Genomic DNA, 24,718 nt, shown 5'->3' with positions numbered 1-24,718 from the left:
GCGCGGGGCAGGAGGGGCTGTGAACGACCAGCAGCTGAAAAGCTTCATCGTTGCCGCGGAAGAGGGCAGCCTCTCAAAGGCGGCTGCGCGCTCCTACGTTTCGGTGCCCTCGTTTTCCCAGCGCATTCAAACACTCGAGCGTGAGTTGGGCTTTGCCCTGTTCGCGAGAAGCGCCCAGGGCGTGACGCTCACCCCAGCTGGCGAGTCGTTTCTGCAGACGGCGCGCACGATCGTAAGCGTGTACGAGGACGGCTTGGCTCGGGCAGTGTCGCTGGCCCGCAATCGCGTGCGCGTGGGGCATCTGTCCAACGAGCCGTTCCCCTCGTTCTTTCCGGCGCTCATCAGCTACTTCACCCGCAGCTTCCCCGATATCGAGGTGGTGTTTCGCTTCGCGTCGGAGTCCACCTGGGTGGAGGGGGTGCGCGACGGCCTGTCCGACGTGTGCTTCGCCACGCCGCCGAGCGCCGATGCGGCTTTCGAGAACCTGCGCTTCGCCCATCTGTTCAACGACCCGGTGTACCTGTGCGTGTCGCCGGCGAGTCTCGTAGCCGACTGCACGGAGGTGGGCCACGAGGCGCTTGACGGCGTGACGGTCTACATCCAGTCGGACTACCGCGGGTTGCCCTCCTTTGAGGCGCTTTTCGCCCTGGCCGAGGAGGGAGCGGCGGTGGTGGAGGCCGATTTCAGCAAGGAACTCATCATGCGTGTGGTCATGGAGGGGCACGGGGTCATTCCGCTGCCGGGCCAGTACTACGCCAGCTGCTGCCCGCCGCTTGTGCCCGTACGTCTGAATGGCGACACCATCGATCAGGGCGTCATCTACCGCGCTGACGCTCCCCGGCCGGTCCTCGACTTCGTCGCCTGCGCCGAGCGCTTCTTTCGCGAGGAGGGTGCGGCCTTTCTGGCCGATGCCTGGACGCGTTGATCGGCCGTCCTGCCGATGGCGGTGGCAGGTGGTATGTCTCTGCTCGTTGACGGTTTGCCGATCTGGCGCCTCGTCGGCGTTTCCGTGCCCTATGCTGAGCGGGTTTGCGGAATGCGGCGCATCGGTTCTCGTGGAAACACACCGGGCGCGCCATGCGGGAAGGGGTGTCTTGTGGCAGAGGGCGTGGTGGCGGAAGAGGTGGCGGCACAGGGGGCTTCGACTTCTCGTCGGCGTGTGCGGCCGCTGAAAGTGGTCGGCATCGTGGTGCTTGCGGCGGCGGCCCTGGTGGCGGCGGTGGTGATCGGGCTGAATATCTACGTGCGCACGGCGTTCGCCCCGTTTTTCGCCGAAGCCGAGCCGGCGTTCGCCATCCCGGGGGTGCAGGAGGGTTTCATCTGCCAGGATTTGGATCACCTGGAGGCCGATGACTGCTGGCTGTTCAGCGGCTATGTGACTGGCGACGGTTCCTCGCCGCTGTACCGGCGCGATGCGGACGGCACGGTGGCGTGCTTGCAAGTGGAGAATCCCGATGGCACGCCCTATGTAGGCCACGGTTCGGCCATTACCAGCGCCGGGGCCTATGCCTACCTGGCCTGCGAGGGCGGTTACCTGGTGCTGGATGCCGAGGAGGTGGGGTCGGTGCCCGACGGCGGCACGGTGAGCGCCATATCGCGGGTGGACGTGGATTTCTCGCCCGCTTTCATGAACATCGAGGGCGACCAGATGCTGCTGGGGAACTTCTATTATCCCGGCGACTACGAGACGCCGGCGGCCCACCGCATCACCACACCCGATGGCGCCGAGAACCCGGCGGTCGTCTACGCCTTTCCGCTAGACCCCAATGCCCCCTTCGGCGTGGCATCCCAGCCGGCGCGGGTATATTCCATTCCCGGCATGATCCAGGGGGTGTGCACGACCGACGACGGACGGCTGGTGCTGTCGCAGTCCTACGGTATTGCGACATCACATCTGCTGGCTTACGATACGGCGCTGGTGGTTCAGGATGGCGTGTTCTCGGTAGGGGGAAGGGAAGTGCCGCTGTATTGCCTTGACGGCCGCAGTTTGGTTGAGGATGTGCAGGCGCCGCCCATGACCGAGGGCATCGAGTCGTACGAGGGCCGGGTGTACGTGTCGGAGGAATCGGCCAGCAACAAGTACCTGTTCGGGAAGCTGTACGGGGCCGGCATGGTGTACGCCCTGAGCATGAACGGCGAATGATCGCCGCGGTCGACGGCTTGCTGTTGCAAGGGCTCCCGGGAGATCGGCAACGGCGATGGGGAGGTGGCCCGTAACTTCATTATAGAACGTCACTGCTTCGAAGCGCGGCGCGGGGCGGAAAGAGCGCAGAAGGGACGCACCGATATCGCGGAAACGCCATGGTTGCAGCATGGGTGGCGGCCCGTCGGCGTGCTATACTCGATAGTCGCATTTTCCGAGAACGCGGCGCCCAGGCGTCGCAAACCTGAAGGAGTCCCCGTGATTAAAGAGATCGTGACCGACGAGGAGATTCTGTCGAAGCCGTGCGATGCGGCCACGGCCGAGGACGCGGCCATTGCCGAGGATCTGGTGGACACGCTGCTGGCCGACGACGAGGCGGTGTGCCTGGCTGCCAACCAGATCGGCGAGACGAAGCGCATCGTGGCCTATCTGAACGAGGCCGGCAAGCCCGTGGTGCTGTTCAATCCCGCGCTGGTGCAGAAGCTGCGTCCCTACACCGCCGTGGAAGCGTGTCTGTCGCGCGAGGAAGCCTCGGGCGTGGTGCGCTACGAGTGGATTCGCGTGAGCTACGACGCGCTGGTGGACGGCAAGCTGGTGCCGCGCAAGAAGAAGATGGAAGGCAACGCCGCCCAGGCCGTGCAGCACATGATCGATCACTGCGAGGGCATCCTTGTCTAGGGAGGCGCAGCAGCCCGTCGATCGCGCGGGCGTCTTGGATTCGGCAGCTTGCGCGGGCGGGCTGAAGCCCGCCCCTACGGCAGGGGGAGTCCCGACGGCAGGGGGAGCCTCGACCGCAGGGGGAGCCCCGACGGCGGGGGAGGTTTCCGTAGGGGACGGCTTCAGCCGTCCCGCTGACCAGGGCGGGGAAGCCGCCGACCCCATCTTCGCTGCCGAGCAGGCGCACCTGACGGAAACCTACGGCAAGTTGGAGAAGATCGGCCGCGATGCCGTGGCCGCCATGGAGGCGGTGGCCGCCCAAGCTGCCGAGGACAAGAAGAACATGGCCGACGAGCTGGCCGTGAACTTCGCCACCTGGGACGACATCCTGGAAACCCATGCCGACATCGTGGCCATGAACAACATCATCGAGGCCCACGACATGGCCAACTCCGTGCAGGCCGAGCGGCTGCGCGCGGTGGAGGTGCTCTTGCGCGAGCCCTACTTCGCGAAGATCGAGCTTCAGTTCAAGCCGAGCGCGCCGACTAAGGAACTCTACATCGGGTCGGCCGGCGTGTCGGATGAGAACTATCGCCGCCTGGTGGTGGACTGGCGCAGCCCAGTGGCCGAGGTGTACTACAGCCAGGCCATGGGGCCGGTAAGCTACGAGGCCGACGGGCGCGTCATTCGCGCCGACCTGAGGCTGCGCCGCCAGTTCGAGATTAGCCGCGATACGCTGCACGGCTATTTCGACTCGGACGTGGCCATCGAGGACAAGCTGCTTCTGGCTTCGCTTTCGCGTGGCCGCTCCGCCCATATGCAGGCCATCACGGCCACCATCCAGAAGGAGCAGAACCAGGTGGTGCGCCATGCCGACGTGCCGGTGCTGCAGGTGGCCGGCGTGGCGGGATCGGGGAAGACCTCGGTGCTCATGCAGCGCATCGCGTACCTGTTCTACCAGCACCGCGGCACCCTCGACCCCACGCAGGTGTTCCTCATCTCGCCGAACCCGGTGTTCGGGCGCTACATCGACCGCGTGCTGCCCGATTTGGGCGAGCGCAACCCCGAGATCCTCACCTGGGCCGAGTTCCTGGCGCCGCTTCTGCCCGCCGGCCGCGGCGCGGGCGAGGGCGACGTGTCCTACGAGCGCCTGCAGGCCATCGATGCGGCGCTGGCTGGCTTTGCCTTCGAGCGCTCCGACTTCCGCGATATCGCGGCCGCCGGCACGCGTCTGGTGGGAGGCGATGCCGTGGCGAAGGTGGCGGCGAAGTTCGACCATCTGCCCGCCGGGCCGCACCGCGTGACTCTTATGAACGAGGAGCTGAGCGCGCGCTTGGAGGCGCGCTTGAAGGGCATCGCCGCTGACGAGGACACCCACGACGAGATAGCCGATCTGCCCATCGAGGAGCAGCTGCGCCTGTTCGGCGAGACCTTCGAGCCGCAATCCGATGAGGAGGCCCGTGCGCTCGCCCTCACCTACGTGCGCGAGAAGTACGCCGACGCCCTGCGCCAGGTGCGCGCCATGGACTGGCTCGACGTGGACGAGATCGCCCGACGCCTCATGGGCCGCGACGGGCTCACCTCGGTGGAGTGGGTGTATCTGAAGATGGCGCTCACGGGCCTTTCGAACCCCGATGCAAAGTACGTGATGATCGACGAGGTGCAGGATTACTCGGCCGGCCAGCTGGCTGTGATGGCCCGCTACTTCCGCCGCGCGAACTTCCTGCTTCTGGGCGACCCGAACCAGGCCATCGCCGAGGGCACGGCACCCTGGGGCGAGATTCGCGCCGTGTTCGAGGCCGAGCGCGGCGCGGTGAGCGCGTGCCGCCTCATGACGAGCTACCGCTCCACGCCGGCCATTACCGACCTGTTCGCGTCGCTGCTGCCGCCGGGCGAGGCCATGGAGGTGTCCTCGGTGCAGCGCGAGGCGCCCGCCCCCGAGATCGTCGTGGCCGCTGATGCCGACGAGTGGGCCTGCGCCCTGCGCCGCGTGGTGGATGATGCGGCCGGTACCGACAAGCTCACGGCGGTCATCGTGCCCTACAAGAGCGAGGCGCGGCGTATGGCGAAGGTGCTGGGGGAGGGCGCCGTGGTGCTCGGCGAGCACGACAGCCTGCCCGACGGCGGTGTGGTGGTGCTGCCGCTCGCGCTGGCGAAGGGGCTGGAGTTCGACAGCGTGGTGATCGCCGACGCCTCGCCGCGCGTGTTCCCCGTCACCGACCTGGCGCGCCGCCGCCTGTACACCGCCATCTCCCGCGCCACCCGCCACGTCACCATCCTGGCCAACGGCGAGCTGACGGAACTGCTGGCGCACTAGGGTTGTCCGGCGGCTCCGACCGGCGGGGAGATGCAACAACGAGAAGAGGAGCTATGGCGAAGGAGCAATCGTTGACGATGCGGAGCTTGCATTACTACTGGCTGGCCACGCGCCGCCATTTGGGTCTGTTCGTTGCGCTCGTCGCCTCGACGATCGGGTTCTGCGGCTTCCTCACCTATGGCAACCCCTACGTGATGAGCCTCATCGTGGACCGCATCAGCGCGGCCCCGGTGGCCGCCGACGAGGTGTTCGCGGTGTTCGGGCCCTACATTGCGGCGCTCATCGGCATCAACTTGGCGGGCCAGGCCTGTTCCAAGTTGCAGGACTACACGCTGTGGAAACTCCAGATCGCCGTGAACTACGACTTGGCCACCACGGCCTTCGACTGCCTGTGCAACCAATCGCTGGCGTTCCATTCCAACCGCTTCGGCGGCACGCTCGTCAGCCAGACCTCGAAGTTCATGGCTGGCTACACCCAGCTGATCAGCACCATGAACTTCCCGTTCTTGCCCATTCTCTGCTCCATCACCTTCACCTGCCTCATCCTGTTCCCCGCGGTGCCGGCCTACGCGACCGTGCTTCTGATCATGCTCGCGGTGTACGCGACCGTGAGTTACCTTATGTACAAGCGCATCCTGCACCTGAACGAGAAGGCCGCCAGCGCCCAGAACCAGCTCTCGGGCGAGCTGTCGGACGCGGTGGCCAACATTCTGGCCGTGAAGACCTACGGGCGCGAGGACTACGAGCGGGGGCTGTTCGACACGGCGAATCGGGAAGTGGTGGCGCGCGACTCCAAGCGCATGCGGGCCTCTCTCGCCCGAGGCATCACCACGGCGGCCATCACCGTGGTCATCATGAGCGTGGTGACGGTGTTCATCTCGGGCGGCAACGCCTGGTTCGGCATCACGCCGGGCACGGTCATCCTCATGTTCACCTACACGAACACGGTGACCAACCAGTTCAACTTCATCAACACGGGCCTGCAGCGCATCAACCAGGCCTTGGGCGACGCGAGCGGCATGACGGCGGTGCTCGACGAGCCGCGACTGGTGGCAGATGCGCCGGGAGCCCGTCCGCTCGATGTGGAGCTCGGCGACATCGACTTCAAAGGCATCAACTTCTGGTACACCGACGGTAACGTGAAAACCCAGGTGTTCGACGACTTCAACCTGCACATTCCCGCCGGCCAGCGCGTGGGGCTCGTGGGCATGAGCGGGGCGGGGAAGACCACGCTCACGAAGCTTCTGCTGCGCCTGGCCGACATTCAGGAGGGCGAGATTCTGGTGGACGGGCAGAACGTGGCCGACGTAACCCAGCAGAGTCTGCGCCGGAGCATCGCCTACGTGCCCCAGGAGGCGCTGCTGTTCCACCGCTCCATTGCCGAGAACATCGCCTACGGGCGGCCCGACGCCACCATGGATGAGATCCGCGAGGCGGCTCGCGCGGCCAATGCGCTCGAGTTCATCGAGGCGCTGCCACAGGGTTTCGACACCGTGACCGGCGAGCGCGGTGTGAAGCTGTCGGGTGGTCAGCGCCAGCGCATCGCCATCGCCCGCGCCATGCTGGCCGACTGCCCCATCCTGGTGTTGGACGAGGCCACGAGTGCGTTGGACTCGGAAAGCGAGGCGGCGGTGCAGGAGGCGCTCGCGCGTCTGATGGAGGGCCGTACGGCCATCGTGGTGGCGCACCGCCTGTCCACGGTGGCGAGCCTCGACCGCATCGTGGTGCTGTCCCGGGGCCGCATCGCGGAGGACGGTCCCCATGCCGAGCTGGTGGCCAAAGGCGGCGACTACGCCCGCCTCTGGAACCGCCAAACCGGCGCCTATGGGGAGGAGTAGGACGTTTCGCTGCCGTGGTTTTCCTCAAGGCACTCAGCTAGCTTGACTCCGAACTTTCCCACCTTGTGGGTGAAGTTCGGAGCCAAAAATTGAAAAATGCCTCAATACGCGGTAATATGGCTCCGAACTTTCCCACTTTATGGGTGAAGTTCGGAGCCATATGATTGGGAGGTGAGCTATGACCGTCATCGAACGCCCTCGCTACTTGGAGAAGCTCGTTGCGAAACAGCACAACGGCCGCGTGAAAATCATCACCGGTATTCGCCGCTGCGGAAAATCCTTCCTCCTGTCGAACCTGTACCGAGCGCACCTTTTGGCAAGCGGCGTGAGAAATGATCGGATTGTCGACATCGCCCTCGATCGCAAAGAGTTCGAGGATCTGCGCAACCCCGAGAAGCTGTACCAGTACATCGTGGAGCGCACGGCCTCTCCTGAGATGCACTATGTGTTCATCGACGAGATTCAGCTGAGCTACCGGGTAAGGCGTCCCGACGTGGACGAGAGCATGGTTCCCAAGGAGGATCGCGACCTTCTCTATACGACTTTCTACGACGTGCTCAACGACCTTATTGCGCGAGATAACTTGGATGTCTATGTAACGGGCAGCAATTCTCGCATGCTCTCCTCCGATATCGTGACCAACTTCCGCGATCGTGGCAGCGAGATTCGCATGTGGCCGCTGAGCTTTGCGGAATATTGCGGCTACAGCGGGCTCGAGAAGGCCGACGCCTGGAATCGCTACGTGGTGTATGGCGGAATGCCCGTCGCGGCGCTTGAGCCCGACGAGTGGGAGCGAGAGGCGTATTTGAAGGGACTGTTCAATACCGTCTATAGGGCCGATATCGTCGAGCGCTTCGATATCGAGAACCTCGGGGCCCTCGATCAGCTGGTGAAAGAGCTGGCGTCTGCCGTGGGATCGCTCACCAATCCGACCAAGCTGACAAATACCCTGAATACCGTGGCTCATGTGGGCATTTCAGACAAAACCGTTAAGCGCTATTTGGATGCTCTCGAGGATGCCTTTATTTTCTCGAAGGCCGAGCGCTACGACGTCAAAGGCAAGCGCTATTTCGACTATCCCATGAAGTTCTACGCGACTGACGTGGGGCTTCGCAATGCCCTCCTCAATTTTCGGCAAATCGAGGAAACGCACCTCATGGAAAACATCATCTTCAACGAGCTTGCGCTGCGTGGTTATTCGGTCGACGTTGGTGCCGTGCGCGTTGTGGAGACGAAGGACGGGAGGCGTACCGACACGATGCGCGAGATTGACTTCGTGGTGAATCGCGGTCACGAGAGGGCGTATATCCAGTCGGCCTTCCGTCTGGATGGCGAGGCGAAGAAGCGACAGGAAATCACTCCGCTTTTGAAGAGCGACGACTTCTTCAGGAAATACGTGATAGTAGGCGGTTCGCAGCAGCCGTGGACTGATGAGCAGGGCATAACCTATATGGGCGTCATCCCGTTTCTGCTGCAACCGGAGCTGCTTCAATAGGATCGGGCCCGCCGGGGAGGGGGATGCGGGCCCGATCTGGGAAGGGCGCTGCGGCCCTGCGGTATAGCTTTGAGTGTTGCTAGAGAGTTGCCAGGTGCTCTCCGAGGTTCTTGCCGAACGTCACGCATCGGCCCAGGCTGATGCCCGGCACGGGGGCCTCGATGTAGTCGACGCCGAACAAGCCGGCGGCAACATTGCCGACTCCGTACAGGCCCGGGATGGGATTGGCGTTCTCGTCGAGGATCTGGTGGTTGACGTCCACGTTGAGGCCGCCGACCGTCACGCACATTTCGCTGAGCATGCGCAATGCGTAGAAAGGCGGCTCTGCGATGGTGGTCATAAGCTCGCGGCGTTTTCCGAAGTCGAGGTCGTTGCCCGCTTCGGCGAGCTCGTTGTAGCGTGCAATGGTTTCCTTGAGCGATTCCAGGGGAAGCTCGGTTTTCTCGGCGAGCTCTTCCAGCGTGTCGGCCATAACCAGCGAGCCCGACTCGAGCTCGTACTGCAGCCAGGCCTCCTCGTTTTCGACGCTCCAGGGGGTCCCGAGCTCGCGGAAGTCTTGGTCCCAGCTCATTCCGCCGGACACCTCAAGGCTCGCGGGAATCTCGGTGCGCCATTTCGCATCGAAAATGGACCAAGAGGTTCCGTTCGGCTGCTGAAGCTGATTGATGCACATGTTGACCGAGTCGCAGTCTTCGTTGCAGTAGCGCTTGGCGAGGTTGTTGACGTGCAGGTAGAAGTACGGGTAAGTCATCGGCAGAAGCATAAGGGGCTGAGGTCCCATCTGGAAGACGCCGCCGGCCCAAAGGCCCATGCGATGTCCCAGGCCCGTGCCGAGCGAGACGTTGCTGTAGTCGAGGGGGTTGCTGTAGGAGGCGAAGTCGAACTCGGTGAGCTCTTCCATCATCTCCTCGTTGGCGCCGAAATCGCCCGTCGCCAAAACGACGCCCTTCGATGCCTTGTAGCGCACATAGCTTCCATCGCCCTTCGACGCGATGACGCCGGTGACGCTTCCGCCCTCTTTCTCGAGCTGCTCTGCCTTTGTATTGGTCAGATACTGGCCCGACGCCTCGACTTCCTTGCGCAGGCATGTGATGATGTCGTTGCCGCCGAACTGGCCCTTGGAAGGGTCGTACAACGGCCCGTCGGGGAACTCGATGGGCCGGATGTAGTTGTAATAGGTGTCGCTCTCGCTCTTCATGGCGGCCAGCACGGGTCGGCAGCCCCAGTTGACGGCTTTCTCGACGACCCAGTCCAGCGCCGGGCCGCTTTCGCGAACGAAGTTCAGGATGATATCCGGACGCACGCGATTGGCCGACATGTGGGTCCAGTCGCGAACCATCTGGTAGATTTCCTCATCCGACAGCTCCAATCCGGCTTCTTTTGCCAGGGTGGAGTTGATGCCGCCGAAGTCGAAGCCCATCATGCGGGGCTCCTCGTTCTGCTCGAGCACGATGACGTTCAAGCCGTTTTCGATGGCTGCGGCACCCGTGCTGACTCCGGAAATGCCGCCACCGATGATGACGACGTCCGCTTCGACCGTGTCGGTAATGAGGCTCTCGTCAATGGGCTCGGGAGCTGTGCGCCAAGAGCTTTTGGTGCCGGCCTCGCCGGTTGCGGAGAGTGCGTCGGGATCGGAGCTTTGCTTGGGGGCGCAGCCGGCGAGCAAAGCAGTTCCTCCTGCCAATCCTGCAACTGCCATGTGCAGGAAGTTGCGGCGGTTAAGTTGGGGACCCCCCGACGGAATATAGCCGTGTTTTTCCATTCCCTTTTCCTTTCGTGAGCTACCGTTGCTCTTTTGGAGAGTTGAGGTTTTCGCCAAAAGACGGGATGACTGTAAAGGCGCATCGGGGGGCTTGAAACCAAGAGAAATGAGTGAAATATGGGAAAAACTCTCTCATGCAAAATGAGTGAAATCCCGTTTCCCCCGTTCAGAGGCTCGGGCGTAGCTGCGCTTCGGCAGGGGTAGCTCTATAATGGGGGAGTTTCCAATGAGGTACAATGGGATGGCTGAAGAGGCGAATGAGGGAGGGCATGACGTGAGAGGCGATAGGGAGAGTCGCGTCTTTGCGGCGATGTTCGCGATTGGATTGGGGTTGTGCTGGGCCTCTCAGGAAATGGTGGTCCTCTGCGTATCGCGAAGTCTTGGGACCCCGGATATTCCTACTTCGACGTACCTGACGCTCCGGCCCCTCGTGGTGGCCGTGGGGCTTCTGTTCGCGATGATCGGTCCACGCGGAAACATGTTTCTGCGAAGAGGGGCCCTCTATGCCGTTGCGAGCGTCGGCTTGATCGGGGTGTTCGTATTCGCGCTGTTTATCCAGGTGCCCTTTCTTATGCTGGCGGGATTCTCTCTGTTCGTAGTCGCCGCGGCCATCGTTATGATTTGCTGGCTGAAGGTGCTCTCCGGCAGCTCGGAGAATGCCGGACGACGGGCAATTGTGGTGACGGCGGCGATCTCAACAGCCGGAACGTTGCTGTGGACGCTTGACGGAACGGTGCTTGTCCTGCTTGCGGCAATCATGTTCTCGGCGAGTGCCAGTATCCTCATTGCTGCCTCGGCGCAGCCGCCTGCTGCCGATTCCAGCGATGCTGCCGACGCGAAACCGCTCGAATTGGTGCCTTGGCGCTGGGCTGCCGTGGTGGGCGCGGGGGTTCTCATGACGAGTTTCGGCTTCCTTCAATTCACGGTGTACCATTACTCCCACATCGACAACACGCCCCACGAGTTCTTCGCCCACGCGCTCGCGCTGCTCATGCTTTTGCTCGTCCTGTACGCTGCCCGCGACAGGGAGCCGGCTATTGGGTCGAAGCTCGCCGTCACAGCGATGTTGTTCGCCTTTGTGTTCATGTCCGTTTACCGGGATTTTGCCTGGTTCCCGACAGTATTGGTCGAGGCGGCCGAGGGTATGTTCGAATTGGTGATTTGCTATGCCCTGATGGACTTTGTGCGTCGGAACGGCCTGTCGGCGTGGCGCGTTTTCGGATGGAACACGGTGTTCACGGGAGCTGCCCAGGCGCTTGGGTCGGGGCTCTCGGTCGTCGAGCACCTCTTCTTTTCGTCGGATGCGTACTCGGTGCTCGGGCTCTTGCTCGTCTCGCTGCTCATCGTAACCGCAATCTGGCTTTTGAACGATAAGACGATAGCAGGCTTTTTATGGGGAGACGCTCCCGTTTCCGGCAAGAACGCGGCGGCGGGGGAGCGGTCGTTTGACGAGAAGGCCGCGGCAGTGTCCGAGGCTTATAGGCTAACCGCGAGGGAATGCGAGGTCATGCTGCTCTTTGCGAAGGGGCGCAGCTCGTCATTTATCGCTGAGTCTTTTTGCGTGAGCACCAACACGGTCAGATCTCACATCGTGCACCTGTATGCAAAATGCGATGTCCATTCCCGACAGGAGCTGATATCGCTCATCGATAATTGGCAACCCGAAAGCTGACGACCTCGCATGCCGCGATGGGGTGAAGCTTGGCGCCGCGCATACCGTCTCGTGCGGCGATTGGCAATCTATCCGCCGCATATTTTGCGGTGAATAAGGAATGGGGGGATGGCGGGACCGCTGAAGTGCGGGGCCTACAGCTTCACCATTGCGTCGGCGGCCCGTTCTCGGCCGCGGTATCAGTGGGTGCGGCCTGGCATGATGCGCCGTGCCGACCGTCAGGCGGAGCGCGGTATTTTCTCATGCCCGGCCATCGTGTTTTCGTGACAAGCCGATGCGAAGGGCTCGTGTGCGCCCTGCGAAAAGGCGGGTTGTGGTAACCTCAAGTGTTCGCAATTTGCACGAGAAGACAGGAGGCGCCATGGGCTTGGGCGGAATCAAGCTGGCCGATTACGCCGATCCGCGGGCAGTGTCGCGCGGGGTGGGCATCGCGGCCAGCGCGAAGTCCATCACCGCGCGCACCGTGCGCCGCACCGACGACGTCACGGTTATCGCGGCGCGGGTCGCCTCGGCTTCGGGCATTGCCGACTACTTCGATACCTCGGTGATGTTCGGCGATTACGAGTCGCGTATCGTGGACTACGAGTGCACGTGTCCGGCCATCGCTCGGTTCGATGGCCTCTGCAAGCACTGCGTCGCCCTGGTGACGGCCTACTTCGCCCAGCCGCGCAGCTTCCAAGACGTGAGCGCCGCCCGGCCCGCCGCTCCCGCAGCCCGCCGGACGAGCGAGGCTTTGGCCCGCTGCCTGGCGGAGGGGAAGGGGGCTCTCGCTGGAGGAGCGGGCGCCGTTGCGACGGCCGGTGCGGGGGTGCCGCTCGGCCTGGGGGTGGCGCCGGGCTCGGTTCGCCTGGCGGTGCATCTCGCCTACGACGGGCACGTCTGGGCGTTGCGATTGGACGCGGAGGGCCCGCGCGGCACCTACGTGGTGCGCGATGTGGAGGCTTTCGCCCACCGCGTGCAGCGCGGAGAGCATTACGCCTACGGCAAGAAGCTCGCCTTCGCGCACGACCTGACGGCCTTCGATGAGCCGTCGCGCGCCGTGGCGCGGAAGATGGCTGAGTTCTTTCCCGACGAGCGTCTATTCGGCGGCTCCACCTTCCGCTTCACGAGCGCTGGGAAGCGCGAGGTGCGGCTGCGTGAGGCGGAGGTGGCTTCGCTGCTGGATGCCATGGGCGCGGGCTCCTTCACGCTGGAGCGCCGCGCCGGCGGGATTAGTGCCGTGGCCGGGCGCGGGGGCGCGGGCGAGCTGGCGGGGGAGGTGTCTGCCGGGCGGGCCGATGCCGCGTCCAAGGGGGACGTCGCGACTGCGGCGCCGTCCCTCTGGCGCATCGACGACGACGTTCCGGCGCTCTCCCTTGACTTTCAGCCGGCTGATGGCGGCTACGACGTGCGGCTTTCCCAAGATGTGCTGGTGGTGCGCGGGCTGGAGCGCACCTTCGTGCTGGCCGACGGCGCGGCCGCCCGGGTGGCGGGTGCCGAGGCACGGGCCTTCGCGCTGCTGCATGAGGCGGCGCTCGACGGCGGCGGGGCCTTCGTTGCCGAGGGCGACGCGGCCGCCTTCTGCCGGCGCATCCTTCCCGTGCTGGAGGAGGCCGTGGATGTGCGGCTGCCCGCGGAATGGGAGGCCCTGCGCCCGGTAGCCGGCACGCTCGCCTTCTACTTCGACAAGACGGGGAAGAAGGAAGCCGCGCTCATCCGTCTCACGGTGAAGGTGTTCTACGGCGAGCGCGAGGTGGTGCTCGCGAGCCCGGCCGACTCGCCCGAGGAGCCCGAGCTGCGCCCCGCCTCGCAGCAGCCCTTCCGCGATCAGGCGCTGGAAGATGCCGGCATCACGCTGGCAGCGCAGTTCTTCGACGGCTCCATGACCCTGCCCCTGCGCCAGGCGGAACTGGCGGGCGAACTGCTCTACGGCGGCCTTGCGCAGTTCCGCGCTGCCGGCGACGTGTTCACCACTCCGGCCTTCGACCGCCTCATCGTGGATACTCCCCCGCGGGTGCAGCTGGGGCTCTCGCTGGCCGCGAACCTCATCCAGATGGACGTGCGCGAGAGCGATCTTTCCCGCGACGAGCTGGCGGCGATGCTCGGCGCCTACCGCCGCCGCAAGCGCTTCCACCGCATGAGCGACGGGCGCATCGCGGCCCTTGAGGCGGGCGATGTGGCGAAGCTCGCCGAGATGACGCGCGATTTGGGCGTGTCGGTGGACGATTTGCTCGACGGAGGGGCGGAGGTGCCCACCTACCAGGCGTTCTATCTGGATCGAGAATATGCCGACGCCGTGCGCGACACGGCTCTTTCCGACTACCTGCGCCGCTTGGACGAGCCGCCGGCGGCGTCTCCGGTGCCTGCGGGGCTCGGCGCGGTGCTGCGCCCCTACCAAGTGGAGGGCTTCCGCTGGCTCTCGCGGCTGGCCGATCTGGGCTTCGGGGGTATCCTGGCCGACGAGATGGGTCTCGGCAAGACGCTCCAGACCATCGCCCTGGTGAAGAGCCTGCGCGATGCGGGGAAGCTGGCCGGTCCCGCGCTTATTGCCTGCCCCGCCTCGCTCGTGTTCAACTGGACCGACGAGTTCGCCCGCTTCGCGCCCGATGTGGCGGTGGCCCCGCTGGAGGGCGCCCGGAACCAGCGCGAGCTGCTGGCGGCCCGCGCCGGTGTCGGGGCGCACGGGGAAGGGCGCGTCTTCGGCGTCGCCGCGCTGGCCGGGTTGGACGAGGAGGCCGATCTGGATGCGCCCGTGCCCGAGGTGATCGTGGCCTCCTACGACCGCGTGCGCATCGACGCTCCCTTCCTGCGCCCGGTGGCCTGGGGCATGGTGGTGCTCGACGAGGCCCAGCGCATCAAGAACCACGCCACTAAGACGACCCGCGCCGTGAAGCGGCTGCGCGCGCCGTTGCGCTTCGCGCTCACGGGCACGCCCGTCGAGAACCGCCTCTCGGAGCTGTGGAGCATCTTCGACTTCCTCATGCCGGGGCTGCTCGGCAGCTACGAGCGCTTCCGCGAGCGCTACGAGCTGGGCATCCTGGGCGAGGACGAGGAGGCCGCGTCCCGTCTGCGGGCGCTGGTGGAGCCGTTCCTCCTGCGCCGGCGGAAGGCCGACGTGCTCACCGACCTGCCCGCCAAGTGCGAGAACGTGCGCTATGTGCCCTTGGGTCCCGAGCAGCGGCGCCTCTACGATGGGGCCGAGCAGCGGCTGCGCGAGGATCTGAACGCCCAGAAGCGCCAGAATTCCTCGCGGGCGAACCGCCGCGGGCACCTCGCCGAGGCCGAGAAGAGCTCGGTGGAAGTGCTCGCGGAGCTCACGCGCCTGCGCCAGATCGCGCTGGACCCGGCGCTCGTGTTCGAGAACTACAAGGGCGGCGCCGAGAAGCTGGGCGCCATCATGGAGTTGGTGGAGGAAGCGGTGGATGTCGGTCGCAAGGTGCTCGTGTTCTCGCAGTTCACAAGCTATCTGGACGTGCTGGCCGCCGAGCTGGACCGGCGGGGGCTTGCGTACTTCTCCATTACGGGGGCCACTCCCAAGCAGCAGCGGGTGCGCCTCGTGAACGAGTTCAACGCCGATGAGACGCCGGTGTTCCTCGTGTCGCTGAAGGCCGGCGGTACGGGCCTCAACCTCACCGGCGCCTCGGTGGTCATCCACGCCGACCCGTGGTGGAACGCCGCGGCCACCGACCAGGCCACCGACCGCGCCCACCGCATCGGCCAGCGCCGCGAGGTTGACGTGTACAAGGTGGTGGCGAAGGGCACCATCGAGGAGCGCATCGTGGCGCTGCAGCAGGCCAAACGCGACCTGGCCGATTCCGTGGTGGCGGCCAGCGGCGGCGAGGCTTTGGCGGGTCTCACTCGCGACCGCTTGGCCGAGCTTCTGGGTTGCGACGAGTAGCGGCCTCGGGTCGTCGCGCCGTGCGGCTTGCAGCTTGCGGCTTGGCGGCCCCTCTGCCGCGTCGTGTGGTCCGCGAGGTCGGCGTTCGGTTCGCGGGTTGGCGTCTGGCCGCCGCGTTGCCTCTTTCTGCCCACGAAAAAGGGAGGGCGTCCTGCCCTCCCCCTCGGGTACCGCACGCTGCCGAATGGGCACCTACTTGCGTTCGTCTTTCTCCACCATGGCGTTCATGGCGGCGCGCTCCTTGTCGGCGAGCTTCTCCTCGGCCACGTCTAACGCACGCTTGTCGTGCTTGGCGTTGGCGATGGTAAGCACGGTGCCCGACAGCGCGAACAGCGCGATGGCGTTGGGGATGACCATCAGCTGGTTGAACATGTCGGCCAGCTCCCACACCAGGTCGTTGGAGAGCAGCGAGCCCAGGAAGATAAACGCCAGCGCGATGATGGTGAAGGGCAGTACGGCCTTTTTGCCGAAGAGCCACTCCACGTTCAGCTTCGCGAACAGGTTCCACGACAGAATGGTGGAGAAGGCGAAGAACAGCAGGCAGATGGCCACGAACCAGGCGCCCACGTTCGCGCCGAAGAACTGCCCGAAGGCCAGCTGGGCGATGTTGGTCTTGGTGATGGTCTCGGCGGTCAGCGCGGCGTAGTCACCGGTGGCCAGCATGCCATCGCCCACGTACAGCACCGACAGCACCACGAGCGCGGTCATGGTGACCACCACGATGGTGTCCACGAACACGCCGATCATGGCTACCACGCCCTGCTCGTGGGGGTTCTTCACCTCGGCGAGCGCATGGGCGTGCGGGGTGGAGCCCATGCCGGCCTCGTTGGAGAACAGGCCGCGCTTGGCGCCCTGGCTGATAGCGGCGATGATGCCGAAGGTGGCGCCGCCCACGGTAGCGGCCGGGTTGAAGGCGCACTCGAAGATGAGCGCGAAGGTGGCCGGGATGTTCGCCGCGTTCATGATGAGCACGATAAGCGAGCCGAGCACGTACAAGATGGCCATGACGGGCACGATCTTCTCGGTAACGGCGGCCAAACGGGACACGCCGCCGATGAACACGATGCCGGCCAGGATGACCACGGCCAGGCCGATAACCCAGGTGGGAATGCCGAAGGCGGTGTTCATGGTCTCGGCGATGGAGTTGCTCTGCACCATGCAGCCCATGAAGCCGAGCGCCAAGATAATGGCCACGGCGAAGAAGCCGGCGAGGAACTTGCCGCCCTTGCCCGTGAACGCTGTGGTGATGTAGTACACCGGGCCGCCGTGCACGGTGCCGTCCTCGTCGACGACGCGGGTTTTCTGCGCCATGACAGCCTCGGCGTAGTTGGTGGCCATGCCCAAAAGCGCGATGATCCACATCCAGAAGATGGCGCCCGGGCCGCCGATGATGATGGCGCCGCACGCGCCCACGATGTTGCCCGTGCCCACCTGGGCCGCGATGGCGGTGGACAGCGCCTGGAACGACGTCATGCCGCCGCCCTGGTTGCCGCCGCGCAGGCTGAAGTCGCCGAACACGCGGCGCCAGCCCTCACCGAAGCAGCGGAACTGGATGGCCTTCGTGCGCACGGTGAACCAGATACCCATGCCCAGCAGCAGGATGATCAGCACGTAGTTTGATAGATAGTTGTTGATAGTGGTAACGATACCAAGCAATGCCTCTTCCACGGCGTTCCCTTCTTCTCGTGAGAAAGCTCTGGGGAACCCATGGGTGACAGCCGTTGAAGCCGCCTCGCCGCTCTGTCCGTTTGCCTGAGAGATTCGGCCCGCTCCGCTTCGCGAAGCTATCCGCTTGCGCGGGGCCTTGCACCTTCGGCACTCACTTAAGAGTTCTCCAGAGTTTTCTCCGCCTCCGGTTTGCCACTCGCGCTCGCGCTGTACCTCTCGGCTTGCGGTCGCTCGGGCATCCCGAAGACATCACAGAAATGTTGACTCGGCCACTATACGCTCTGGCGCTGTGTCAATCAACAACTTTTTTGGTCAACGTTGCATGTCGTGCTCGTAGCGCCCGCGAAAGGCGGCTAGCACCGCAACGGGAGTATAGACGCGAGCTTCCCCTGTTGCCCTCGGTCTTCGAAGGTGCCGGTTTTTGCATAAGATCGCGATTTATCAGCGTCAAACGAGGAGTGCGTGTCTCTCGTTTTATCGAAAAACGTTCATTTGAGTAGGTTTTCTGGCGAGCAGACGCTTATAAATCGCGATCTCGTGCAAAAACGAACCTCCTCGCGTACCGAGGCTGGTTTTTCCGTCCCGCCGGAGGGCGAGGTCGGCTCCGCTTCGGCGGGGGCCTTTCGCGTTGCAGAAGCATTCGACGAGGGGGGTGGCGTGGCGCCGCTAGGGCGCGGCCGCCGCTGTTTTCGCGGGCGCTATGCGGTCAAGTCCTCCACGAATCCGACGCGGTAGTTCTTGAAGATGACCTCGCCCTCTTCCTGGGTGGCATCCAAATCCACATCGGCCTCGATGCGGAAGTCGCCGGCGTCGTCCTCGTCCAGGAAGATCTGGCGCACGTGCCAGAGGTGCTCCTCCTGCTCGGGGCTCTCGTCAATGACCAGGTAGGCGGCGGACCGCGCGTCGCCGTCGATGCGGATCTCGTTGTGCTCGGCGAAGTAGTCGTCCAACGCCGCGTTCCACGCGCGCTCGCCGTGCCCCCAGTTCTCGTCCAGGTTGCCCAGCTCGCGGGTGCGGTCGAGCGCGGCCAGGCGCACGCGGGCGAACAGCGCATTGCGCACCATGACCTCCATACCGTGGCGGTCGGCCACCACGGCGTCGGGTGCCTGCGGGGGCGCGCCGGCCTCGGGCAGCTCTCCGGCGCTCTCCCATGCGTCCACCAGCGAGGAGTCGGTGGTGCGCACCATGAAGCCGAGCCAGGCGATGATGTCGCGCAGCCGGTCGTCCAGGGTGTCGGGCGGCAGGGTGCGCACGAGCACGCGGAAGGCGTCGGACAGGTAGCGCAAGAGCGTGCCCTCCGACTTCGCGATGCCGTAGCGGCCGATGTAGGTCTTGAAGTCGCTCGCCGTCTCCACCATGTCGCGCAGCACGCTCTTGGGCAGAAGCTCGTAGTCGCGCGCCCACGGCACGCCCTGGCAGTACAGCTCGAAGGCGTGGGCGAGCAGCTCTTCCAAAGGCTTCGGGTAGGTGATCTCGGCCAAACGCTCGATGCGCTCCTCGTATTCCACGCCGTCGGCCTTCATGGCGGCCATGGCGGCATCGCGTGCTTTGCGCTCCTGGGCGCGCAGCACCTTGGCCGGATTCTCCAAGGTGGCCTCTACGAGCGAGATGACGTCCAGCGCGTAGGTGTCGCTCTCTGGGTCCAGCAAATCCAGTGCCGCCAGCAAAAACGGCGAGAGCGGCTGGTCCAGGGCGAAATCCTCGGGCAGCTCCACCGTAAGTTCGTAGCTCGGCTCGCCCGCCTCGTTTTCCCCGTGCACCACCACGCCGGCCTCCAAAAGCGTGTGGAAGATCTCGTCGGCTCGCGCGTTCAGCTTGATCTTCTCCTCGGGGCTCTGGGCCGAGTCGGCGATGAGCTGATGCACGTTGGCCCAGGCGTCGCCCCCGCGGCTCACCACCGACAGCACCATGGAGTGGGTGATGCGCATGCGGGGCGTGAGCTTCTCGGGCGGCTTCTCAATGAGGTGTTCGAAGGTCTGCTTGTTCCAACTGACGAAGCCCTCGGGCGGTTGCTTCTTCTTCACGCGGCGCTGCTTCTTTGGGTCGTCGCCGGCCTTAGCCAAGGCCTTGTGGTTCTCGATCTCGTGCTCGGGGGCGAGCGCCACCACCATGCCCTCGGTATCGAAGCCGGCGCGTCCGGCCCGGCCCACGATCTGATGGAACTCGCGGGAGCGCAGACGGCGCATCTTGGTGCCGTCGAACTTCGTGAGCTGGGTGAGCACCACGGTGTGGATGGGCACGTTGATGCCCACGCCGAGCGTGTCGGTGCCGCAGATGACGGGAAGCAGCCCTTGCTGGGCCAGGCGCTCCACGAGCAGGCGGTAGCGCGGCAGCATGCCCGCGTGGTGCACGCCCACGCCCGAGGCCAGAAGCCGCTGGAGGATCTTGCCGAAGGGCGTGGTGAACTTCGTGCCCTTCATGGCCTGCTTCACGGCCTCGCGCTGTTCTTTGTCAGCCACGCCGTAGCTGGCGAGCGCGCGGGCGTTCTTCAGCGCCTCGTCCTGGGAGAAGTGCACGATGTACATCGGCGCCTCGCCGGCCCGCAGGCCCAGCTCTACCGTGGCCTCCAGGGTCTCGAAGGTGTAGTCGTAGGAAAGCGGCACGGGGCGCGGGGCGTTCACGATGCGGTCCACGGCACGTCCGGTGCGCTCCTCCAGGGCGGCGGCGATGTCGCTCACGTCGCCCAGGGTGGCGCTCATCAGCAAAAACTGCGCGTTCGGCAGCGTGAGCAGCGGCACCTGCCAGGCCCAGCCGCGGTCGGGATCGGCGTAGAAGTGGAACTCGTCCATCACCACGCAGCCCACCTTCGACGCCGGCCCCTCGCGCAGCGCCTGGTTCGCGAGAATCTCCGCCGTGCAGCAGATGACCGGCGCCTCGGTGTTGATGGTGCTGTCGCCGGTGATCATGCCCACGTTCTCTCGGCCGAGCACGTCTACCATGTCGAAGAACTTCTCGGACACGAGCGCCTTGATGGGCGCGGTGTAGTAGGCCGTGCGTCCCGTGGCCACGGCCATGAAGCACAGTCCCAGCGCCACCATGGACTTGCCCGAGCCGGTCGGCGTGCCCAAGATGACCGAGTCGCCCACAGCCAGGTCCATGAGCGCGTCCTCCTGGTGGGGCCACAGCTCCATGCCGCGGGATTCCACCCATTCCAGAAACACCTCAAGGGCCGCATCGGGGGTGAGCACATCGCCCTCGCCGGTTTCCGCCCAGGGGAGCAGCCACCCGAGCGAACCGGGCTCGAAGGGGTCGACCGGCGTGGCAGGTGCGCCGCCCGCATCGCGCGCGGCCTCGGCGGCGATGTCGTCGGGGGTCTCGTAGGTGCCTTCTTCGATAGGGGCGGTGGCGGGGTTTTCGTCGGTGCCGTGCTGGTCGCTCATGGAGGTTCCTTTGCGAGTGGGAGGGGCGGCGCGCCCGGAGGATGGGCCATCGGGCGCGGCTATCGTTCACCATCCATTATAAGTAAGCTCCGCGCGGGGAAGATGACGCATCGGCAGCGGTTTTTCTGGTGTACTATAGGCCCCTGCTGTTTGAGACGAAGAAAATGGAGTGCGAAGTGAAAAAGGGAAATGTGGCGGCGCTGCTGCCAATCGGGGTGTTCCTCGTGCTGTATCTGGGGCTCGGCATGCTGTTCGAGTACGGCATGGGCATTTCCATGGGGTTCTACAACATCCCCATCGTGGTGATCTTTCTGGTGGCGCTTCTGGTGGCGTGCTTCCAGAACCGGAAGCTGCCTTTCGACGACAAGCTCGTCGTCATGGGTCGGGGCATCGGCGACAAGACCATCGTCACCATGATCCTCATTTTCATGGCTGCCGGCGTGTTCGTGGGCACCGTGGGCCGCGACTCGGCCGAGTCGGTGGCCTACCTTATGCTGTCCATCATCCCCGCGGAGTTCTCGGTGGCGGTGCTGTTCGTGGTCAGCTGCTTCGTGTCCATCTCTATGGGTACGTCGGTGGGCACCATCACGCTCATCACGCCCATCGCCGTGGCCGTGGCGGCGGCCTCGGGATTCTCCATGCCGCTGTGCGTGGCCTCGGTTATGGGCGGCGCCATGTTCGGCGACAACCTGTCGTTCATCTCTGACACCACCATCGCGTCGTGCCAGGGCCAGGGCTGCCGCATGAAGGACAAGTTCCGCGAGAACTTCAAGATCGCCCTGCCCGCCGCCATCGTGACGCTCGTGGTCATTCTGGCCCTGTCGCTCGGCTCCGATATCTCGGGCACCGTTCATAACGAGTACAACCTCATCGAGCTGGTGCCTTACCTTATTGTGCTGTTCGGCGGCATCTTGGGCATCAACGTGTTCGTCGTGCTGCTCCTGGGCATTCTGTCCGGCTCTATCATCGTGGTGGCCGCCGGTGCCGTGCCGGCGGTGGATCTGCTGGGCAACATGGGCACGGGCGCGTCCGGCATGTTCGAGACCACCATGGTGGCCGTGCTCGTGAGCGCCATCTGCGCGCTCATCCGCGAGAACGGCGGCTTCGTGGCGCTTTTGCACGGCATCAAGCGCGTGTTCAAGGGGCGCAAGGGCGGCCAGCTGGGCATGGGCCTGCTCGTGGGCGCCATGGACATCGCCACGGCCAACAACACCGTGGCCATCGTGATGGCGAACCCCATCGCGCACGAGATGGCCGAGACCTACGACATCTCGCGTCGCAAGACGGCTTCAATCTTGGACACGTTCTCCTGCGTGTTCCAGGGCGTCATCCCCTACGGTGCCCAGATGCTCGTGGCTATTTCGGCCTGCGCCGAGCTGGGGTACTCCGTGTCGGCCTTCCAGATCATGCCGTTTCTGTTCTACCCGTTCTTCCTGTTGCTCAGCTCGCTCGTGTTCATTTTCCTGGTGCCCGACAACCGTGGCTACGAACCCGATCACGCGGCTTACGAGGAAGTGGTCGAGGAGACGATCGAGAAAGCCTAAGAAGAGGGGTGATCGAGAAGCTCTCGGTCAAGGTGGGCGAAACGTGCTGGCGCGATGGGATCGTTTCCCGATGCTGGGTAATCGCGCCGCCGCGTTGGCCTTGTTTTCGAGCGCTGGATAAGCGTCCGCAGGAGAGATGGTCCTGCGGACGCTTTTTGTCTTGGCCAGGTTGGCGGAAAGCTAGGTTGGCCAAGAAAGCGAGGATGTCTATGCCTTTTCACCTCCTCGAGCGTTTTTTTGGTCAAATAAAGTGGGATGTATAGTTTTGGAAAAGGTAAAGCTGGTGCATGAGGGTTGTTTTGCGGCCATTTTCGCTAGGATGTCTATATTTGAGGCTCGTTTCGGCTTTCGAATCACTATAAATCCCTCGTTTTTGGGCCATAAAGAGTCTGGGGAGCGTAAGCGGTATATAGATCCTATAATTTGCGACCACCAAACGCGTTGAGATGCCCCGCATTCGGATGCTCGGCGACTGGATCTGGGGCGGCGGGTGTTCCGGCGACGGGTGTTCCGGCGACAGGTGATCCAGAGGCAGGTGATCCAGCGGCGGGGTGCTTTGCCGGGTAAAAAGCGGGGCTCCTTACCCGGCAAAGCACCCCGCTACCATTTCTCCAGGGGGTAGCAGCGCATCAGGGAAACGTCGGAGGGCGTGACGCGGAAATCGGCCTGCCACAGCTCCACGCCGGCATCGCGGCAGGCATCCACGGTGGCGAGCACATCGGCGTAGGTGGTGCCATGGTAGAAGCGGAAGCCGTCGTTCTCGTAGTAGAGGCAGTACAGCACCGCGGCGCGTTCGTTGCGCGCAAGCGACGCGGCCAGCTCGCGCAAATGTCGCAGCGACCGCTCGGTGGAGCTGAAGGGCGCCTCGGGCAGGCGCGGCACGTAGGCGGGCACGGCGGTCTGCACCTGCACGAGCGGGGTCTTCACTTCCAAAAACAAGTTGTCGTTCACGAGGAAATCGAGCCGCGATGCGCCGAGGGGCACTTCGCGGCGCACTTCGGCCACCGGCCCCGTAACATCATCCAGGGCGCCTTCCCGCAGGAAGTGCTCTACATAGCGGTTCGAGGCGTTCTGGTTGATGCCGATCCACTGCTTGGCCGCGTCATCGGGCTGCTGCAGCGAGAAGGCCTCCACGGTGAGCGGCATCTTGCGCTTGGGATTGCGGGAGTCGGACACCAGGCAGGGTCGCCCCGCTAGATCAAGGCCGCCGATGCGCGATACCGCCGGGCAGTGGCAGCGCACGGGCGCGTCGTCGCCGAGGTCGACGTCCATGATGAAGCGGTTCGGCCGCGCGAGGATAACGCCCTCGCGCAGGGGTTCGGAAAAGCGAAAGGGCGCGCCGATTGCCATGGCCGCATTCGCCCGGCTACTTCGCGGCGGCGTAGCGCTCGCCGGCGGCGGCCAGGGCAGTGAAGAGGCCGCGGCAGTGCTCAAGGTATTCCGGATGCCACTGCACGCCCAGGTAGAACGGCCAATCGGGGTCTTCGATGGCCTCCACCACGCGATCGTCGCTGCGGGCGGACACCAGCAGGCCGGGGGCCACATGGTCGACGCCCTGGTGGTGCATGGAATTCACCTCGAAGGGCCCCGGACGTCCCAGAATAGACGCCAGCAGGCTGCCCTGGGCAACGGTGACGGTATCGGTGGTGCGCTCGTAGGGCGGCTCCTGGCGATGGCCACGCTCGGTGACACCGCAGTTGTACAGGTCGCGGTACAAGCTGCCGCCCAATGCCACGTTCATAACCTGCATGCCGCGGCAGATGCCCAGGCAGGGCACCCCGCGCTCGTGGGCCTGCTGGGCCAGCTCCAGCTCGAAGCCGTCGCGTTCCACGTTCACGGCCAACAGGTCGGACAGGCATGGCACGGCGGGCCGGTCGGGGTTGGTCAGCACGTTGCGGCCGTCCAGCGCGCATACCTCGTCGGGGCCGGGAGGGCCTCCCATGGCCTGGCGGAAGGCCGCATCCGACGCGTTGTGCCCGCAGAAGGGCACCGCCTCGCCGGTGGAGCGGCAGCGCGACGACGAACCGCAGCCGAGGGCCGCCACGTCGTCCATGTCCAGCGCGTCGCGGTTCTGGTGCGGGTCGGGCACATAGTAGCGCGGGTGAATGTCGCCGCCGCCGGTGATGAGCACCGCGTCCAGCCCGTCGATCACCTGGCGGGCCAGGGCGCGGTTCGCCTCGGCACCGCCCGCTACCGGCGTTAGCAGCACGGGAACGGCGCCCGTGGCGGCCACGCGGTTGATGTACTCCACGTTCACGCGCTGGAAGCCGTCTGCCTCGTTCAGGGTTGTGGTGATGCCGACGATCACGGGTGCTGCTCGCTTTCGGTTGGGGGATGGGCGGTGATGGGCCGTCGGTAAGGCGCC

The 24,718-nt window shown here is 64.8% G+C and carries 15 protein-coding genes and 1 riboswitch; of the genes, 10 read left to right on the top strand and 5 right to left on the bottom strand.

Going from position 1 to position 24,718, the window contains the following annotated elements; genetic code table 11:
- Positions 1-19 precede the first annotated feature (19 nt).
- The 6 genes from VIN30_RS06750 to VIN30_RS06725 all read left to right on the top strand — a co-directional run bounded on the left by VIN30_RS06750 (position 20) and on the right by VIN30_RS06725 (position 8,450).
- Positions 20-925, top strand: coding sequence for a LysR family transcriptional regulator (locus VIN30_RS06750; protein ID WP_326424520.1), 906 nt, complete (start codon positions 20-22; stop codon positions 923-925).
- Positions 926-1,096: 171 nt separating this feature from the next.
- A complete protein-coding gene (locus VIN30_RS06745; protein ID WP_338210282.1) occupies positions 1,097-2,143 on the top strand; it encodes a hypothetical protein in 1,047 nt (348 codons plus the stop codon).
- Positions 2,144-2,401: 258 nt separating this feature from the next.
- Positions 2,402-2,821 carry a peptide deformylase gene (locus tag VIN30_RS06740; protein ID WP_338210281.1) on the top strand — a complete coding sequence of 140 codons (420 nt, stop codon included), beginning with the start codon at positions 2,402-2,404 and terminating at the stop codon, positions 2,819-2,821.
- Positions 2,814-5,117 carry a HelD family protein gene (locus tag VIN30_RS06735; protein ID WP_338210280.1) on the top strand — a complete coding sequence of 768 codons (2,304 nt, stop codon included), beginning with the start codon at positions 2,814-2,816 and terminating at the stop codon, positions 5,115-5,117. Before VIN30_RS06740 ends, VIN30_RS06735 begins: the two co-directional genes overlap by 8 nt.
- Before the next feature lie 77 nt (positions 5,118-5,194).
- On the top strand, positions 5,195-6,955 hold the full coding sequence (locus tag VIN30_RS06730) for an ABC transporter ATP-binding protein (protein ID WP_420915320.1): 1,761 nt from the start codon (positions 5,195-5,197) through the stop codon (positions 6,953-6,955).
- Positions 6,956-7,133: 178 nt separating this feature from the next.
- A complete protein-coding gene (locus VIN30_RS06725; RefSeq protein ID WP_338210276.1) occupies positions 7,134-8,450 on the top strand; it encodes an ATP-binding protein in 1,317 nt (438 codons plus the stop codon).
- 79 nt (positions 8,451-8,529) lie between these two features.
- Here VIN30_RS06725 and VIN30_RS06720 read toward each other — a convergent pair whose 3' ends face one another.
- On the bottom strand, positions 8,530-10,212 hold the full coding sequence (locus tag VIN30_RS06720) for an FAD-dependent oxidoreductase (RefSeq protein WP_338210274.1): 1,683 nt from the start codon (positions 10,210-10,212) through the stop codon (positions 8,530-8,532).
- 241 nt (positions 10,213-10,453) lie between these two features.
- Here VIN30_RS06720 and VIN30_RS06715 point away from each other — a divergent pair, with 241 nt between their 5' ends.
- The 3 genes from VIN30_RS06715 to VIN30_RS06705 all read left to right on the top strand — a co-directional run bounded on the left by VIN30_RS06715 (position 10,454) and on the right by VIN30_RS06705 (position 15,761).
- Complete coding sequence (locus VIN30_RS06715; protein WP_338210273.1) at positions 10,454-11,884, top strand: helix-turn-helix transcriptional regulator; 1,431 nt, start codon at positions 10,454-10,456, stop codon at positions 11,882-11,884.
- A 108-nt stretch (positions 11,885-11,992) separates the two neighbouring features.
- On the top strand, positions 11,993-12,151 hold the full coding sequence (locus VIN30_RS06710) for a hypothetical protein (RefSeq protein ID WP_338210271.1): 159 nt from the start codon (positions 11,993-11,995) through the stop codon (positions 12,149-12,151).
- 94 nt (positions 12,152-12,245) lie between these two features.
- Positions 12,246-15,761, top strand: coding sequence for a DEAD/DEAH box helicase (locus tag VIN30_RS06705; protein WP_338210269.1), 3,516 nt, complete (start codon positions 12,246-12,248; stop codon positions 15,759-15,761).
- A 192-nt stretch (positions 15,762-15,953) separates the two neighbouring features.
- On the opposite strand, the gene VIN30_RS06700 is transcribed toward VIN30_RS06705, so the two are convergent.
- Both VIN30_RS06700 and VIN30_RS06695 read right to left on the bottom strand, forming a co-directional pair.
- Positions 15,954-17,429: an alanine/glycine:cation symporter family protein gene (locus VIN30_RS06700; RefSeq protein WP_338210267.1), complete on the bottom strand. Its 1,476-nt coding sequence runs from the start codon at positions 17,427-17,429 to the stop codon at positions 15,954-15,956.
- Between the two features lie 62 nt (positions 17,430-17,491).
- Positions 17,492-17,609, bottom strand: a riboswitch (glycine riboswitch).
- Positions 17,610-18,127: 518 nt separating this feature from the next.
- A complete protein-coding gene (locus VIN30_RS06695; protein WP_338210264.1) occupies positions 18,128-20,809 on the bottom strand; it encodes a DEAD/DEAH box helicase in 2,682 nt (893 codons plus the stop codon).
- A gap of 176 nt (positions 20,810-20,985) precedes the next feature.
- Between VIN30_RS06695 and VIN30_RS06690 the strand changes: the two genes are divergently transcribed.
- Positions 20,986-22,353: a Na+/H+ antiporter NhaC family protein gene (locus VIN30_RS06690; protein WP_338210262.1), complete on the top strand. Its 1,368-nt coding sequence runs from the start codon at positions 20,986-20,988 to the stop codon at positions 22,351-22,353.
- Between the two features lie 600 nt (positions 22,354-22,953).
- Here VIN30_RS06690 and VIN30_RS06685 read toward each other — a convergent pair.
- Positions 22,954-23,703 carry a DNA/RNA nuclease SfsA gene (locus tag VIN30_RS06685; RefSeq protein WP_338210260.1) on the bottom strand — a complete coding sequence of 250 codons (750 nt, stop codon included), beginning with the start codon at positions 23,701-23,703 and terminating at the stop codon, positions 22,954-22,956.
- Positions 23,704-23,719: 16 nt separating this feature from the next.
- Complete coding sequence (locus tag VIN30_RS06680) at positions 23,720-24,661, bottom strand: gamma-glutamyl-gamma-aminobutyrate hydrolase family protein (RefSeq protein ID WP_326424500.1); 942 nt, start codon at positions 24,659-24,661, stop codon at positions 23,720-23,722.
- Positions 24,662-24,718 lie beyond the last annotated feature (57 nt).

The sequence above is a fragment of the Adlercreutzia wanghongyangiae genome (genome assembly GCF_035989245.1).
GTDB lineage: Bacteria > Actinomycetota > Coriobacteriia > Coriobacteriales > Eggerthellaceae > Adlercreutzia > Adlercreutzia wanghongyangiae.
This window is presented reverse-complemented; position numbering and strand designations above follow the sequence as displayed.

What these genes read in the sequence shown, in the direction of transcription:
- VIN30_RS06730 (WP_420915320.1), top strand. Translation starts at nt 5,195, where the DNA reads ATGCGGAGCTTGCATTACTACTGGCTGGCCACGCGCCGCCATTTGGGT.
- VIN30_RS06725 (WP_338210276.1), top strand. Translation starts at nt 7,134, where the DNA reads ATGACCGTCATCGAACGCCCTCGCTACTTGGAGAAGCTCGTTGCGAAA.
- VIN30_RS06720 (WP_338210274.1), bottom strand. Translation starts at nt 10,212, where the DNA reads ATGGAAAAACACGGCTATATTCCGTCGGGGGGTCCCCAACTTAACCGC.
- VIN30_RS06715 (WP_338210273.1), top strand. Translation starts at nt 10,454, where the DNA reads ATGGCTGAAGAGGCGAATGAGGGAGGGCATGACGTGAGAGGCGATAGG.
- VIN30_RS06710 (WP_338210271.1), top strand. Translation starts at nt 11,993, where the DNA reads ATGGCGGGACCGCTGAAGTGCGGGGCCTACAGCTTCACCATTGCGTCG.
- VIN30_RS06705 (WP_338210269.1), top strand. Translation starts at nt 12,246, where the DNA reads ATGGGCTTGGGCGGAATCAAGCTGGCCGATTACGCCGATCCGCGGGCA.
- VIN30_RS06695 (WP_338210264.1), bottom strand. Translation starts at nt 20,809, where the DNA reads ATGAGCGACCAGCACGGCACCGACGAAAACCCCGCCACCGCCCCTATC.
- VIN30_RS06685 (WP_338210260.1), bottom strand. Translation starts at nt 23,703, where the DNA reads ATGGCAATCGGCGCGCCCTTTCGCTTTTCCGAACCCCTGCGCGAGGGC.